Origin of the sequence: Burkholderia sp. b14 (assembly GCF_900156195.1) — a bacterium.
Classification (GTDB): domain Bacteria; phylum Pseudomonadota; class Gammaproteobacteria; order Burkholderiales; family Burkholderiaceae; genus Mycetohabitans.
This window is the reverse complement of the sequence record NZ_FTPJ01000003.1, coordinates 67446-82710: the sequence shown is the minus strand read 5'-3', so window position 1 is coordinate 82710 and position 15265 is coordinate 67446. Positions and strand designations below refer to the sequence as shown.

General features: G+C 59.4%; 14 protein-coding genes, 1 tRNA gene and 4 pseudogenes. 12 read left to right on the top strand and 7 right to left on the bottom strand.

Annotated features, from left to right (window positions below):
• Positions 1 to 113 precede the first annotated feature (113 nt).
• On the top strand, positions 114 to 455 hold the full coding sequence (locus B0B13_RS04910) for an FKBP-type peptidyl-prolyl cis-trans isomerase (RefSeq protein ID WP_076794759.1): 342 nt from the start codon (positions 114 to 116) through the stop codon (positions 453 to 455).
• A gap of 94 nt (positions 456 to 549) precedes the next feature.
• Positions 550 to 782, top strand: a pseudogene (locus B0B13_RS19955) (3-oxoacyl-ACP reductase); the annotation flags it as partial.
• A 60-nt stretch (positions 783 to 842) separates the two neighbouring features.
• Here the strand turns inward: B0B13_RS19955 and B0B13_RS04905 are convergent.
• On the bottom strand, positions 843 to 1928 hold the full coding sequence (locus B0B13_RS04905; protein ID WP_237573849.1) for a chitosanase: 1086 nt from the start codon (positions 1926 to 1928) through the stop codon (positions 843 to 845).
• 385 nt (positions 1929 to 2313) lie between these two features.
• Positions 2314 to 2709 carry a MarR family winged helix-turn-helix transcriptional regulator gene (locus tag B0B13_RS04900; protein WP_237573848.1) on the bottom strand — a complete coding sequence of 132 codons (396 nt, stop codon included), beginning with the start codon at positions 2707 to 2709 and terminating at the stop codon, positions 2314 to 2316.
• 282 nt (positions 2710 to 2991) lie between these two features.
• Between B0B13_RS04900 and B0B13_RS04895 the strand changes: the two genes are divergently transcribed.
• Together B0B13_RS04895 and B0B13_RS04890 are read left to right on the top strand one after the other, a co-directional pair.
• Complete coding sequence (locus B0B13_RS04895) at positions 2992 to 3516, top strand: ketopantoate reductase C-terminal domain-containing protein (protein ID WP_286137239.1); 525 nt, start codon at positions 2992 to 2994, stop codon at positions 3514 to 3516.
• A 204-nt stretch (positions 3517 to 3720) separates the two neighbouring features.
• Positions 3721 to 4506, top strand: a complete 786-nt coding sequence (locus tag B0B13_RS04890) for an ABC transporter substrate-binding protein (protein WP_076797148.1) — start codon at positions 3721 to 3723, stop codon at positions 4504 to 4506.
• Between the two features lie 78 nt (positions 4507 to 4584).
• Here the strand turns inward: B0B13_RS04890 and B0B13_RS04885 are convergent, their stop codons facing one another.
• From B0B13_RS04885 to B0B13_RS04870, 4 genes and pseudogenes are all read right to left on the bottom strand, one after another.
• Entirely contained in the window at positions 4585 to 6063 is a 1479-nt protein-coding gene (locus B0B13_RS04885) for an RNA polymerase factor sigma-54 (protein WP_076794751.1), read from the bottom strand.
• A 225-nt stretch (positions 6064 to 6288) separates the two neighbouring features.
• Positions 6289 to 7182, bottom strand: a pseudogene (gene ligD / locus B0B13_RS04880) (non-homologous end-joining DNA ligase); the annotation flags it as partial.
• 52 nt (positions 7183 to 7234) lie between these two features.
• On the bottom strand, positions 7235 to 7396 hold the full coding sequence (locus B0B13_RS04875) for a DUF1328 domain-containing protein (RefSeq protein WP_076785108.1): 162 nt from the start codon (positions 7394 to 7396) through the stop codon (positions 7235 to 7237).
• Positions 7397 to 7467: 71 nt separating this feature from the next.
• A complete protein-coding gene (locus B0B13_RS04870; RefSeq protein WP_139337324.1) occupies positions 7468 to 7749 on the bottom strand; it encodes a hypothetical protein in 282 nt (93 codons plus the stop codon).
• A 185-nt stretch (positions 7750 to 7934) separates the two neighbouring features.
• On the opposite strand from B0B13_RS04870, the gene B0B13_RS04865 reads away from it, so the two are divergent.
• The 3 genes from B0B13_RS04865 (at position 7935) to B0B13_RS04855 (ending at position 11686) form a co-directional block, all read left to right on the top strand.
• A complete protein-coding gene (locus B0B13_RS04865) occupies positions 7935 to 8315 on the top strand; it encodes a DUF3175 domain-containing protein (protein WP_076794745.1) in 381 nt (126 codons plus the stop codon).
• Positions 8316 to 8360: 45 nt separating this feature from the next.
• Entirely contained in the window at positions 8361 to 9674 is a 1314-nt protein-coding gene (locus B0B13_RS04860; RefSeq protein WP_076794742.1) for a cation:proton antiporter, read from the top strand.
• Positions 9675 to 9760: 86 nt separating this feature from the next.
• Positions 9761 to 11686, top strand: coding sequence for a PAS domain-containing hybrid sensor histidine kinase/response regulator (locus tag B0B13_RS04855; protein ID WP_076797146.1), 1926 nt, complete (start codon positions 9761 to 9763; stop codon positions 11684 to 11686).
• A gap of 164 nt (positions 11687 to 11850) precedes the next feature.
• Here B0B13_RS04855 and B0B13_RS04850 read toward each other — a convergent pair whose 3' ends face one another.
• Positions 11851 to 12912: a porin gene (locus B0B13_RS04850; protein ID WP_076797145.1), complete on the bottom strand. Its 1062-nt coding sequence runs from the start codon at positions 12910 to 12912 to the stop codon at positions 11851 to 11853.
• A gap of 631 nt (positions 12913 to 13543) precedes the next feature.
• On the opposite strand from B0B13_RS04850, the gene B0B13_RS04845 reads away from it, so the two are divergent.
• The 5 genes and pseudogenes from B0B13_RS04845 to B0B13_RS19105 all read left to right on the top strand — a co-directional run.
• Positions 13544 to 13620, top strand: a tRNA-Pro gene (locus B0B13_RS04845).
• Between the two features lie 537 nt (positions 13621 to 14157).
• On the top strand, positions 14158 to 14274 hold the full coding sequence (locus B0B13_RS19110; RefSeq protein WP_139337322.1) for a DUF4160 domain-containing protein: 117 nt from the start codon (positions 14158 to 14160) through the stop codon (positions 14272 to 14274).
• Between the two features lie 109 nt (positions 14275 to 14383).
• Entirely contained in the window at positions 14384 to 14632 is a 249-nt protein-coding gene (locus B0B13_RS04835; RefSeq protein ID WP_076794740.1) for a DUF2442 domain-containing protein, read from the top strand.
• Between the two features lie 58 nt (positions 14633 to 14690).
• Positions 14691 to 14969, top strand: a pseudogene (locus B0B13_RS04830) (toxin-antitoxin system HicB family antitoxin).
• A gap of 78 nt (positions 14970 to 15047) precedes the next feature.
• Positions 15048 to 15260: pseudogene (locus tag B0B13_RS19105) on the top strand (hypothetical protein); the annotation flags it as partial.
• Positions 15261 to 15265: the final 5 nt, after the last annotated feature.

Sequence of the window (15265 nt, the reverse complement as noted above, 5' to 3'; positions counted from 1 at the left end):
TGGGCAGGCTGAAGCCGAACCTCAGCAAAGCTCACCCTTCTAGCAAAGCTCGATCCCGCCGGTGCCCGACCGTTTGCGCTACGATGTCGGTTTTTGACTCAAGGAATCTCGCCATGGCCACTGTAACGACCGTCTCCGGGCTGCAATACGATGATTTGATTGAAGGCACTGGCACGCAGGTTCAAGCAGGCCAGACGGTCAACGTGCACTATACCGGCTGGCTTACCGACGGACAGAAGTTCGATTCCAGCAAGGATCGCAACCAGCCGTTTTCGTTCGCGTTGGGCGCCGGCATGGTCATCCAAGGTTGGGACGAAGGCGTGCAGGGAATGCGTGTGGGCGGCGTGCGCCGGCTCACGATCCCGCCGCAATTGGGCTATGGCGCACGCGGCGCAGGCGGTGTCATCCCGCCGAATGCAACGCTCGTATTTGAGGTGGAATTGCTCAGCGTCTGAGCCCCCTGCGCTTCCGCCGGCTAAGCCGTCCCCTGGATAGTACATGCCATGGCCGCCGTCGCGCCGGCGTCCTCGTCCACCGTGTCGTAGCGCGCACGACATTGCGTGCGGCCAGATTGACATCGGCAATGCGGGCGACCAAGATGACCGAGCGCAGGGCCGCCAGCCAGCGTCCTTTAGCTAAGCGGCCAGGCAGTCGCTGAACCGACGACAGACGTGTCGCACGTCGCCAGCGCAGTGCTCTACATGGCTGGCTTGCCGCTGGGCGCGAACGTGCAGTTCATGACCGTGATGGCGATCGAGGTGCGATACATCGGCCGCGGCTGACAACCTGGCGGCCCAGGTGCCATCATCGACCGCGGCTCACGGCCCCTTGGCGCCCGACGGCTAGTGCAATTGCCAGTTCGTGACCTTGACAATCGCCGCGTCGGCATTCTTCAAGTTCATCTCGCCCTGGTCCATTAGCTTGCTCCATTGCTTGACCCGGTTCTTCCCGTTGGGCGACGTATTGTAGTCGTGCGTGTCGACGACCTTAGCCCGTTCGGCATAGAACCGCGTCATGAAGGTCTTCTCGTTCGGGCTATCGCCGGAGCGCGCGAGCAGCGCCTTCAGCGAGTCCCCGCCGCCGTCCGCCCCCTGGTTCAACGCCGTGTCGACGAACGAGCCGATCGTCAGCGCGCTGTTAAAGCCGCGCTGACGAGCCTGTTGCACACTGTATTGGATGTCCACGTTGTAGAATGTACGCCACATCGCCTCGCGCCACGTCGGGTTGTTCTGTTGCGCACCCACCTTGCTGCAAAAGGTCTTACTGCTGTCCGAGATCTTCAAGATTGAGCCGGACATCTTGCCATGCGCGCCAATGCGGGCAAGTCCGCCTTCCGCAGACGGAATCTTGGCACCGCTGAGCGCATCGAACGTCTTGAACAGCTCGGGACCGTCAGGCCCGGTATCGTTCGAACCGCCCGTGGTCGCGCCAAAAATCCCGATCGTATAGCCACGATTATCGTGGATGTTCTGACAGTACCCATAGTACTTTGTCCATTGCAGCGAGTCCTGCTCCGGCTTGTTGATCAACTTCATAATGTTGTTCCACTGCTCACCGTCCAAACCCGTGTTCTTCTTCAAGAACTGCAGGGTCGCAGGAGAGAAATTGGCGTCCGGATTACCGCTGGCCACGTTGGCAACCACGTTACAAGTTTGCCCGACACGCCACGGCTGGCCAGTATTGCCGTCGCCACTATTCAGGTCCGGCGCGTTGCCCTGCGTCCAATAGGCCGCAGTGTAGTTTCGCCCAGCGTAACTGACCACCTCACCGCCCTGGTAGATCGTCTTGGCGTCCCAAGGCGCGTCGCAAGGTTCGCTGTTCGGCTTCGCATCGTCGGCGCGTGCCACGCCGGAGACGGTCAACAGGCCAAGGCTCGTCGCAACAGCCCAAGACATGCGTGTCAGCGTCTTCGAAATCGAATGGTTCAAGACAGACTCCATATTATTTATGCGTTGAAAATTGCAAGCGCGCCGGCGACGAATAGCCGATACCGTAAAGCAAAGCGGGACCCGCGGCGCGCCAGGGCCGAAGCGCGCGGCCACTTGCACGAACCAGGTCAGCCATTTTCGCGATCTCGTCCTCCACGACGGATACCGGCGCACGGGCAAGCCTAGGGGTAGCCCATCGGAGTCACGACAAACCGATAATAGGCACACCTGTCTATCTAATCTACGCGAAAAAACCTTCAAATGGATCGAACAAACATTCCAATACTGAGGACGGCGTTTATGCGATCATCGCGGCAATCCATTCCAGCGGGAACGCGGCATTGGCGTCCCGGATATGTGCCGGCCCGGATGCCCACGCTACACGCTACGCTTGCAACACGCTCGCGAGAATTGCATCGTTGCGTTTGCGGGAAATCAATGCGGCCTTGCGAAACAACGAGGCGCCTTTTGCCGTGAGCGCGATGCGCACGCCACGGCCGTCTTCCTCGTCCGCTTCTTTGGTCAGCAAACCCTTCTTGCCCAGCACGTCAGTGGCGCGGCTCGCCTGGCTGCGATCCAGGTTCGACGCGCGTCCGAGATCCGATACCGACAACGGACCGAACGAGCCAACGCTGAGCAGCACGCGCGCCTCGGTCAGGGGCAACCCCAAGCGGGCAACGAATGCGTCGTTCATTGCCTTGTCGGTCAGCTTTTTGAGCCAATGCAGCCGGTAGGTGAAAAGCTGGTCGATCGGGCTCGGAGCAGGACGTCGGGTACGCATGGACGATCGGGATATTGACAATCGATGATGAAACGAGCATCCAGCATACCATTGCTACCCCGACGCTCTGTTTAAGCTGCCTAATTAAACTTTTCGGCAATACCCTCTGCCAATTCGCTCCACCCATTTGCTCCATCAAATCCCTCTGCCAGCACTCTGCGTTAGCTTCTCCATTAGTCCGCCCACCTATAATATGTGTGCGCACACATCATATTGGTTGCACGTACATCGATAAGCCGTTACGATAGTCACCGATGCCTGATCCGGCACCCCGGTGTGATCGTGCGCAACAAGGGGAATCTGCTGATCGCTCGGGCACCGCACGGCACCGGCGACGCGGTTCAGCATGACATTGTCCGGCTGCTGCAAGACGCCCGTTTCGACGTGTCGCTCGCCTCTTCGATCCAACATGAGATTTGGGCGAAGCTGTGGGGCAACATGACGATGAACCCGATCAGCGTGCTCACCGGTTCAACCGCCGACGTAATCTTGGACGATCCACTCACAGCACACCTGGTTGCCGAAGTGATGCGGGAAGCGCAAACCATCGGTGCGAAGCTGGGGTTGGACATGGGCATGAGTGTCGAGCAACGCAATGCTCAGACGCGCCAACTCGGCGCATTCAAGACATCGATGCTGCAGGATGCCGAAGCCGGCAGGCCGATGGAAATCGATGGAATCGTCAGTGCACCGTATGAGCTTGCTCGGATGAGCGGCGTGCCGACGCCATACCTGGACATGCTGCTTGGCCTGCTACGATTGAAGGGCCGCAGCACGGGGCCCTACGCTGGCGGCGCTGTCGGTTAGTGGCAGGTTCCGACAAGCCTGTCCCTATTAATAATACTTGAGCACCGCCCTCTCGACGCGGCGTTTCTAGACTGCTACTCTGCGCGGCGCAGAAGCAGCACGCGCGGCTCACCGGTTCGTGCGTGATGCATCCGCCGAAACGTTCCTCTCACAGAAGGGATGCATGAGAATCCACAACCCACCAAGACTCAAAGGGAACTAAAAGTGAAAAAGCTATTTGCCGCTGTGTCTGTCGCGGTTGTCGCCTTCAGCGTATCCGCCAGCGCTTACGCCAAGGACTGGTCCACTATCCGCTTCGGCGTCGACGCGAGCTATCCGCCTTTCGAATCGAAGGCCGCGAACGGCAAGCTGGTCGGCTTCGACATCGATCTAGGCAACGAGATCTGCCGTCGCTTACATGCCAAGTGCGTGTGGGTCGAAAACGATTTCGACGGCATGATTCCCGCACTCAGGGCGCGTAAGTTCGACGGCGTGCTGTCCTCAATGACGATGACGCCGCAGCGCGCCAAGCGGGTTGCGTTTTCGGCCAAGCTGTTCAACACGCCGACGCGACTGGTAGCCAAGGTCGGTTCGAGCATCCAGCCGACGCCAGAATCGCTCAGGGGTAAGCGCGTGGGCGTCGAACAAGGCACCATTCAAGAAACATATGCAAAGACGCACTGGACGCCCAAGGGCGTCCAGGTCGTTCCTTACCAGAATCAGGATCAAGTCTATGCCGACTTGCTCGCCGGCCGCTTGGACGCGGCGCTGCAAGACACAGTTCAAGCTGACGTCGGCTTTCTGAAGACGCCGCGCGGCAAAGGATACGCATTCGTCGGCCCTGGCCTGCAAGACGAAAAAACCCTGGGTATCGGTGCGGGCATTGGCCTGCGCAAGGAAGACACCGACCTGAAGGTGAAAATCAACAAGGTCATCGCCGACATGCTCATCGATGGTACATACAAAAAGCTTGAGCAGAAGTACTTCGATTTCGATATATACGGGGGCTGAGCAACGCGGTGCGCGGCCACGTTGATGCGAGGCCACGCCCGCTCCAAGCGCCGCGCTGCCAAAGCGCCAACGACGACTTTACATCTGCCGGCGCAACTCTGCCGGCGGCAACTTCATTTGCTGCCGGTACTTAGTCACGGTACGCCGGGCCACCTGGATGCCCTGCTGCGTTAGCATCCGCGCAAGCGTAACGTCGGACAAGGGATCGTGCGCATCCTCGGCATCGATCATTTCCTTAAGCAATGCCCGCACGGCCGCCGCGGAACACGTTCCGCCGCTCTGGGTGCACAGTTCACGAGGGAAAAAGTGCTTGAACTCGAATATGCCGCGCGGCGTCGCCATGTATTTGTTGCCCGTGGCGCGCGAGATCGTCGACTCGTGCAGGCCCAGCTCGTCCGCGACGTCGCGCAGCACGAGCGGCTTTAGTGCGATTTCACCGTACAGGAAGAACGCTTTTTGGTGGGCCACAATGCATTCGGCGACCCGCTGGATCGTATCGAAGCGCTGTTGCGCGTTACGCAACAGCCAGCGCGCTTCTTGTAATTGCTGCCCCAGCGGCGAACGGTTAGTGCCCGATGCTTGCGCAAACAAATCCGCGTACATCCGGTTGATCCGAGCGCGCGGTAGCACTGCGGGATTCACGGTGACGACGAACTTGTCCCGAACCTGCCGCACGATCACGTCCGGCACGACATAGTTGTCCTCGGCCCGTCCATATGCATTACCGGGCTTCGGATCAAGCCTGCGGATGAGCGCACAGGCCTCATGCAACGCACGCACGCTGCAACCAATATGCTTCTGCAATTCACCGAGTTCGCGCCGTGCCAGCCGCTCCAAGTGATGCACAATGATCTCACGCGCAATGTCGCGCCGTGGCGTGTCATCCGGCATCGCGTTCAACTGCAGCAGCAGACACTCGGACAATGAGCGGGCACCGATACCAGGCTTATCCAACGATTGCACAAAGCGTAACGCAACCAATAGCTCCTCGTCGGTGGGTGGCGTGCCAAGCTCGGCAAGCGCGGCCAATTCCGACAGCGATTGTCGCAGGTAACCATCGTCATCCAGCGCCTCGATCACCAATTGAGCCAGTTCCCGGTCACGCTCATCGAGGCGATACAGACACAACGTACCCTGCAATTGCTCGCGCAGCGACGGCTGAGTGCGTACCCAGGCGATCGGATCACTGTTGTCCGCGCCACTGTGTTCGCGAATTGGGCCGTGATCATACGGATCGCCAGCGAAATCCGTGGTGACCGTATCCGAATAGGGCGTCTCCGCCACCACACCGGCGGCCTCCGCGCCGCTGGTGATGGGTTCAGCGCAGGACGGCAACGCACCGTCCCCACTCTCACAGTCGGCGCCGGCCAGCGTATCCGGTGCGGCGTCTTCGGCTCCGCTCAACGAGTCGTCTTCGAGAAAAGGATTGGAGTCCAGCGCCGCGCGCAGTTCTTGCTGGAACTCGACGGAAGACAGCTGCAAAAGGCGTACCGACTGCTGCAGTCGCGGCGTCAATGCCAGCGACTGACGCATGCGTTGTTCCAGTAGTTGGGGCATTTTCGGTAATCCTTCAATTTGAGTAACAAGCGCGACCGCGCACGCGCAATGCGGCGTGGAGCGCTGTTTCATTAGCAAGCAACACTCGTACCAACTGCATGATGGGCCACTATGCGGCGAGCACATGCCGATCCCGGCGCGCTGTGGCTACGCCTGCCCGTGCCCTTTTTACAACGCTTCGGGAAGACATTCACCGTCGGATACCGGGCCAGGTCAGCAGTGTGCTCAGGCCTCCTCGCCGCCCGGCTCCAAGCGTTCAAGCATTGCCGCTGTGACGCGCTGGCGCGTGTTCCAATAGTCGGCCCAAGGGTCTGCGCCTAATTGGTCGAGCCGTTCGGCGACGTTGCGCAATGTCCATTGCGTCGCGCTGCTCGTACGGGGCACCTCGTCCCACGTGAGCGGCATCGACACAGCAACCCCTGGGCGGGCGCGCGGCGCGTAGGCGGCGATCGTGGTCGCACCGCGGCTATTGCGCAGGTAATCAATGAAGATCTTGCCACGGCGGTTCTGCTCGCCCATTTTCGCGCCAAACTGCTCTGGCCAGACGGTAGCCATATGGCAGGAAACGCGCTGCGAGAACGCCTTGGCGTCGCCCCAACCGACGTGTGAGCCCAACGGGACGACTACGTGCAATCCCTTTCCGCCGCTGGTCTTGCACCAGCACCGCAAGCCAAGGTCCGCCAACACAGTACGCAGACGTTCGGCGGCCTCGAGCATAGCGCGCCACGGCAACGCTGGGTCGGGATCGAGATCAAAGACGACTCGGTCGGGATGTTCAATGGCAGGGATCTGTGCGTTCCATGTATGGAGTTCGATCACGTCCATCTGGGCGGCCCCCACCAGCGCCGCCGTATCGTCGATGGTAATCAGTGGCTTGTGTTCGGGGTCCAGACCTTCGTGCTGCGTGACATGCGGTATCGCAAGCCGGTCGCTATGCCTTTGGAAGAACAACTCTGCATCGATCCCGCCCGGCGCGCGCAATAACCCGACGGGCCGTGCGCGCAGATGAGGCAGCAACACCGGGGCCACCCATTCGAAATAGCGAACCAGGTCAATTTTGCGGGTGCCGGTGTGCGGATCCATCACCCGATTGGGATGCGAAATCCGAACACCCGCCACCGTCTCATATAGGTTACGTTGCTCCGAGTCTTTCACTTTCATACAGTAGGGGTTATCGTCTAATCAGGCCAAGCAACAACGTCGCCAAAAAAATCACGAGGAAGATGAAAAACAGTATTTTCGCGATTTCAGCTGCGCCCGTAGCGATCCCGCCAAAGCCGAACACGGCGGCGATGATGGCAATGATGAAAAAAATAACAGCGTAACGAAGCATGGCTTTCTCCCCCAGATCAAAGACCGACAATGGCCATCGGCACATGACTCAACCCCTTGCGCGCGTGCCAATCATGCATGCAGATGGAACCCGTCAGATAATGGGACGCATAGCTTTTCGTGCATGACCAACGCCGCTTCCATGGCACGCCGGGATGTCGCCATGCCAATGTACTCGACGATCTCACGGTAGCTTTCGACCGCCACTAGGTTCTGCTCAAACGCGTCGTTGAACAACTCAGCGACCGTTTGCCGGTTGGCGCCGTAACCGACAGTCACCATACCTTGCACGAGCCGTTCGGCGGCAAGCTTGTGGATCGCCCGTATGTCCCTCAGCGTCGACATCCGTGACATGGCGTACCTCGAGTTTGGACAGTGTGAGTCATACCGCCGGACGTGGCGGACCCGGCGTCTCAGCTTCCTTCAGCACAGCATCAATCATGCCTGGTTGCTCTGCCGCCTCCATCCCGGACAGCCAAGTCGGTGACGCATGGGCATGAACCTTGCAATAGCGCGTTGTCGCATACCGGGAGACCACCATGACAAGCAGCACCCGTTCCCACCCGTCTATCCGGCACCGTAATGGCCGTCCGCCGCGCCAGCGTCACGCGGCAGCGCGCGCCGCCCATCGCAGCAACCGTGCAAAGCACTGGTCACGCGACGTGACTCAGCACAGCCATGCACTGGACCTGGAGTCGAACGTTTTCACGCAGGGCACGGCGCAGCAAATCGCTGAATCGCTTAAGCGCTCGTCGATGCGCAGCACGCGGCGTCGCGGCACACCGTTTCAATCGGCCATGTCGATGCTGAATTTCTACATCAACCGCGCTGGAAAGCACTTACCTGCGTCGCGCCGCCAGGTCCTGGAACGGTCCAAACAGGCATTGCGGCACGCATTCGGCCGGCGCCGCGGATCATGACGATGCGCGCCCAAGCGTCTATCCGACAGAGCGCGCTTATGTATCATGCGTGAAACAACCTGGTTCTTCATCGTGGGCGGCGTCTTCGTCGTGATGGGCATCACCGGCTCGATGCTCAAGCGCCTGCCTTGCAGCAGCGCGATGCTGTATCTGGCAATAGGCGCTGCGCTCGGCACGCCCGGGGCCGGAATGCTCGCACTCGATATTTTTCGCGACGCGCATTTGCTGCGAATGTTGACCGAAGTGGCCCTGCTCGTGTCACTGTTCGCCATTGGCTTACGGTTGCGGGTGCCGCTGGCCGATCCGCTTTGGGGCTTGCCGCTAAGGCTCGGCGTGCTGGCAATGCTAGTCACGATACCGTTACTGACAGCGTTCGGCATGGTAGTACTCGGTCTGCCAGTCGGTCCCGCACTGTTGATAGCCGCCATTCTGGCTCCGACCGATCCCGTGCTGGCCCACGACGTTCAAGTACAAGACTCGCGCGATCAAGACCGGATGCGTTTTGCGCTGTCCGGCGAAGGCGGATTGAACGACGGAGCAACCATGCCGTTCGTGCTCCTAGGCATTGCGTTATGCACCCAACCGGATAGGTCAGCCGCCGCGGCGCTGTCCCCGGTCTTCGTTGCTCATGCGCTCTGGGGCTGCATTGGTGCAATCGGCATCGGCGGCGCCCTCGGATGGGCAACGACCCACGTAGTGACATGGCTGCGTACACGGCATGCACAGGCACTGGACCTGGAGGGCTTTTTCGCCCTCGGGCTGATCGGGTTGTCGTACGGCGCTGCAGAGCTTGCCCATACCTACGGATTCCTTGCAGTATTTGCCGCCGGTGTCGCGATGCGCCGCGTTGAGCATCGCGCCAGTGGCGAGCGCACGGCGCAAGCGGCGATCGGCACACTCAACCCACAGGACGTTCAAGCTACCGCAGCACATCCAGACAAGGCTCATGCCTACATGGCCGAGTCCATTCTCGGCTTCACGATCGAACTGGAAAGGATCGCGGAAATGGCCACCATGATCGTCATCGGCAATGTACTGACCACCTTGCCGATGCCGTTGTTCAGCCCGCGCAATGCGATGGTGGCGGCTGCGCTGTTCCTGCTTGTTCGCCCACTCGCGGTGGGTATTTCGCTGGCCGGCTCCCGCACATCACCGGCGCAGCGTCGCCTGATGAGCTGGTTTGGCATCCGTGGAATCGGTTCGTTTTACTACACCGCCTGCGCGGTTGAGCATGGTGTACAGGCCAGCACGACAATTGTATCCATTGTATTGTTCACCGTCACCGCATCGGTTGTGGTCCACGGCATTTCCGCTACGCCGTTGATGAACTGGTATCAGCAATGGCGACAGGCTTATTAATAAAGCGCCAAATTGGGAATTCATACCGCTATGCAAGACAGACCTCCAGTGCCACTAGCCAACCTGTGGAAACAAAGGTGACCACGATGCCAGGGCGAGCCGTGCTGCATGATCCCGCCACTTTCGAAATGATGGTCCAGAATATCAAGGACTACGCGATTTTCATGCTTGACCCACAAGGCCATGTCGCGAGTTGGAATACCGGTGCTCAGTACATTAAGGGATACCGTGCCGATGAAATCATTGGGCGCCACTTTTCGGTGTTCTACAATCCGGCGGACATCGCGGACGGCAAGCCCGAGTATGAATTGCAGCATGCCGCTGAATTCGGCCGCGTTGAGGATGAGGGTTGGCGCGTCCGTCAGGATGGGTCGAGATTCTGGGCCAATGTCGTGATCACAGCGCTGCGCGCGCCATCGGGCGAACTGTGCGGCTTCGCGAAAGTCACCCGAGACTTGACCGAGCAACGTGCGGAGGAGGATAAGCTTCGCCAGAGCGAAGAACGGTTCAGACTGATGGTCGAATCAGTCAAGGACTACGCGATCGTCACGCTGGATCCGCAAGGCCGCGTGGTGAGCTGGAATGCCGGCGCCATGCAGATCAACGGGTATCGTTCAGAAGAGGTGATGGGTCGCCATATGTCTATCTTCTATCGCGACGACGATGACACCAACGGCATGCCCGAGCAGCAGTTGCAAGCCGCGGCGAACACGGAACGTGTCGAAGACAATGCATGGCGCGTACGCAAGGACGGCACATTGTTTTGGGCTAATGTCGTGATCACGGCGGTACGCGACGCCGCCGGCACACTGCTCGGCTTCACCATGGTGACGCGCGATATGACCGAGCACAAACGTCTAGAGGAACTAGAGCTGTCCAGCCACCGCATGAGCGAGTTTCTCGCGATGCTTGCTCATGAATTGCGCAATCCGCTCGCTCCCGTGCGTAATGCAGTCAGCGTCATGCAGTTGGTCCCGAACGTCGATGCGACGATGCGTCATTGCCGTGACGTGATCGATCGGCAGGTCAGCCATTTGACGCGACTTGTCGACGATCTGTTGGACATCGGGCGGATCACCACCGGCAAGTTGGAGCTGCGCCTGGCCTGCGTCGACATAGCGGAAGTCGTCGCCCGTAGCGTAGAAGCGGCCCGCCCCTTCATCGACGAGCGTTGGCAGACCTTGCATGTACAATTGCCGCACAGGCCGGCCTGGGTCCGTGGCGACATGACGCGATTGGTCCAGGTGGTGCAGAACTTGCTGGACAATGCCTCCAAGTTCTCGCCCAGCGGCGCCGGGATCAGCATCGAAGTCACCGTCGAAAAGCGCATGCTCTTACTGCGTGTGATCGACCAGGGCCGGGGCATCTCGCAGCAGGGACTGAAGTCGATCTTCAACCTGTTCGTGCAAGAAAACCACGCACAGAATCCAACCGATACTGGCCTGGGGATTGGTCTCACGCTGTGCCGTTCGCTGATCGAACTTCACGGCGGAATGATCGACGCGTCCAGTGATGGGCTCGGCTGCGGCAGCACGTTCACGATACGTTTGCCGATCGCCCGACATCAGGCACTCGCGGATCCGCCGGCATCGTCCAGCGTCATCATGTCTACGCCGTCAATACCCCTACGGGTGCTCGTCGTGGACGACAATCGCGATTCCGCCGACAGCCTCGCCATCCTGCTCGAACTCAAGGGCCACATGGCCCGCGTGGCCTACGACGGCGCGCACGCAATCGAGATCGCACGCGTGTTCCTGCCGGATCTCGTGCTGACTGACCTGGCCATGCCCAATGTCGACGGGTTCGGCGTGGCGGGCGTACTGCGTTCGAACGTGGACCTGTCCGGCTCGACACTTGTTGCGATGTCTGGCTTCGGCCAGCCGGGAGACCGGGCTCGATCGTTGGCCAGCGGTTTCGACGCGCACTTGGTCAAGCCGATCGAACCGACCCAGTTGGACAAGCTGCTCGAGCACAGCATGCGGCAAGCCGGCAAGGACTCCGTGCAACGCTGACGCCTCGCGTCTCGATGTACCGTGCACCGTGCTTCGGTGGTCGGTGGTCGGTGGTCGGTGGTCGGTGGTCGGTGGTCGGTGGTCGGTGGTCGGTGGTCGGTGGTCAGCGCATCTGTCATCGGCGCATCAGTTCAACTGGGCGACTGACGAGTGATGCTGGTAAATTAAAAACGGTGGCGAACGCCTGCGGCGATCAATAGCTGGCTCCCACCAGATGCGGGATCGGCGGTATTGATCATGGCTGGCATGCCGGCTGATGCTCGCTGATAAATTGCCTCCACGTAGGTGTCGGTACGCTTGGAAAGTGCATAATCGAGTTGCGCGGCACCCTGGTGCCAGTGAGCATCGGACGCTTTCGTATACGTGTATAGGCCGGCCAGCGTCAACGTGGGCATGAGTTGATATACGCCATTGACCTCGTAGTTACTCAATCCGATCGAACGGGCACTAGCGCCCGTGTCGGCATCCACGACACCCGTATAGGTCGCACGGGACCACGCGGCACCCAGCGTCAGGTCTCCCAGCGAATAGTTCGCGCCGACGCCGTAGGTATTCTGCACGCCGACGGCGGCGTTGAGCACGTCGCGGTTTGAGCCGGGCAGCGCCGCAATATCGTAGGCGCCGGCTGCCGTCCTGCCACGGCCGCCCACGTGAAGGTATGCGGCGCCCGCATTAAACGGGCCGTTTTGGTAGTTCGCCCCAACGCTGTACGCACGGTTATTTGCGAATTGTCCCGCCGCGTTCGAGAACGCATACATGCCGCCCGCGCTGAAACCCGCGAACTGGGCACTGGTGTACTTGATCGAATTGCGCGCGAGGTACGAGTTGTTCGCGTTATCGTTGTCAAACGGATGGGCAAACGCAGTGCCTCCCGCCCCGCCCGTCAGCGTGAAGGGGGAAAAATAGTCATGAACCGCATCGTACTGGTGACCCAACGTGATCGTGCCGTATCGCTCGTTGCCTAAACCGACGTAATACGGATGGTCATTCAGTGATTGCCCGTTGGTCACCGCGAAGCCGTGTTCGAGCCGGAACACCGCTTTGTTTCCGCCACCGAGGTCTTCCGAGCCTTGCACTCCCCAATAGCTGCCGTCGATCAAGCCACTGGTCGCCTTGTACTGCGCATGGTCGGCGACATTGCTCAACCATGCGACGCCAGTGTCCAATTCACCGTACAGCGTTACACTGCTCTGTGCGTACGCTTGATTTACGCAGGCAGCTAACATGATTAAATAAAGGCGCCTGTCGACCAGGCGCCGATTTTGTTTGCCAGACATGGGTAGGGGTCACTTGAAAAGAGGAAAGCTGCGATAGTCGACTTGTCGGGACAGCCGCAGTTGTGACTATAGCCCCGCCGTTCGGGCCGCCATGATCGCAAGTGCGCCACGCGCTCTACTGCTTCGCATCTGTTGCCGTGACCGAAATCGCTACTACCTGCTCCCGCCATGCTGGCTGCAAATCCCCCACACTCGCTGCGCCGGCCGCCCACCGGTCCAACAGTCCCATTACGCCACCAGTCCACTATTACGCCAGCCCACTGGCGCGCCAACCAACCGGCCATGCAAGCCACACTGCCCACAAGCCACGCCTGACGCTACAGACCGTCATTAATCGAGCTGAAGGCTCTGGAGGTACCGCTCGGCAGGCGCTGTTCGTGCGCAAGCCCCGCGGCGGCGTGCCGTCCCAGGACGGCGCAGGGCTGTTCGCCTTCGCCCGGTGATGCTGACTTTGCGCAACGAAATCCGGTATCCCGACCGCCCAATGCGCGTAGCGGATCAATGCATCCGACGACACCGCGCATCAGTCAGCTGGATGCGGTTCGCAATCGTGCACATCTCTGCTATACTTCATCGCTTTCGGGGCGTAGCGCAGCCTGGTAGCGTACCTGCATGGGGTGCAGGTGGTCGGAGGTTCAAATCCTCTCGCCCCGACCAGCCTCAAACCCGCGTCAGCTAAGGCTTTCGCGGGTTTTCTCGTTAGTGCCTGTTTTTTATGCAATGGGGAGGCAATTAGAAAATTTCTAATACGTCTCATGCCTTCAGTACCGCTCGGCCCTTTCGACGTCCGCTAGTGCGACGCGCACTGGCCTACCGCCCGGCACCACGTCGAGCTAACGAGCGGCGCGTCATTGGCAGGATCTCCGACCCACCACACACGCGCGCGAAGCTTGTCTATTCGCACTGGTCGTCGGCCGCGACGGCAAAACGCGTGGCCCAACCGTTAAGTTGGAGTTTGCATAGATAGCGATTCTTTTACACGAAGAACCGATAATTAAGATCGATTCGCATTCTGAAAACCCTTGTCCAGCTTGGGTGCTTTTGACATTGCGGAATAGAAGCCGGGCACTGGAGAGACCCTCGGGTCAGCATCTCCGGCAGGACGCCGTCCGGAAATTAGCTTAACAATAGGTGTCAATATTACCACCATGATCTTGGCATCTTTGCAAAGCAATCCGTGAATGGGCATATTCAATGCCGACTGTTTTCAGGTACAAAGGCATCCGGTTTTTCTTCTATTTGGACGAAGGCACGCCGCGTGAGCCGCTGCACATCCATGCGCGGAGCAATGGCAATGATGCGAAATTCTGATTGTATCGTGATGTGCGAATTGCCTACAGCGACGGCTTCAACCGTCAGGAGCAGTTGGATTTAATCCGCGTCGTTCAGGCGCGTCGAGACGAAATCGAGAGGACTTGGGATGAGCACCTCGGCTAAAGAGCTTCGCTTTGATGATTGCACAATGTGGGTTGAATTGTCAGACGGCCGCACACTCGGCGTGCCGCTGGCATGGTTTCCGCGTTTGTTAAACGCCGCGCCCGAACAGCGGGCCTCATATGAAATTGGCCGATACGGCCTACACTGGAAAGCGATTGATGAGGACATTTCCATCGATGGTCTATTGGCCGGACGCGGAGATATGACTCATCGCCCCTCTCACGCGGCTTAATATGCAGACCGACCACTACACTTACCGCATCACATGATCATCTGAAGATGGCGAACACGTGGGACTGTGCGTAAAATTCCCTTCGCTTTCGTGGCTTGCCGCCCGCTACCTCTGAAGAGGCACTCACCGGGATTCGTCAAACGGGTCGCTTCTACTGTAGCTGATATGCAGGCCAGCGGCGAACGTATCCCCGGGCCTATTGCCGATTGGCATTATAGTGGAGAAGTTTCGAGTCCGTATTCCGCCGCAGCTACATCGTATGCTGGCGTTGCAAGCCGCTGAAGAAGTCGTAAGCCTGAACCAACTCGCTAGTGCGAAGCTGGCAACGCCAGGATAACCTATATTATCGGCATTGTAAGCGTCCTGGGCGCAGTTTCTGCGCCCAGGACACGCGCGATCCCATTTCCCGAAGACATTGATACGCTCAAGACCATGCTGCTCGAGCAGGCAGCGGCGGCTTCGCGAGCATGACGCCCAAGTCGCCAACCCCCAAGAGAGGGTGGATTCGCAAAAAGCGGCGCTGGCTTCGCGCGCTGCCGAACTCGAACAACTGCAGCTACTCATTACCAAGCTTCATCGTATGAAGTTTGGCCGCAAATCGGAGAAGCTGGATCATCAAATCGTACAGAATCC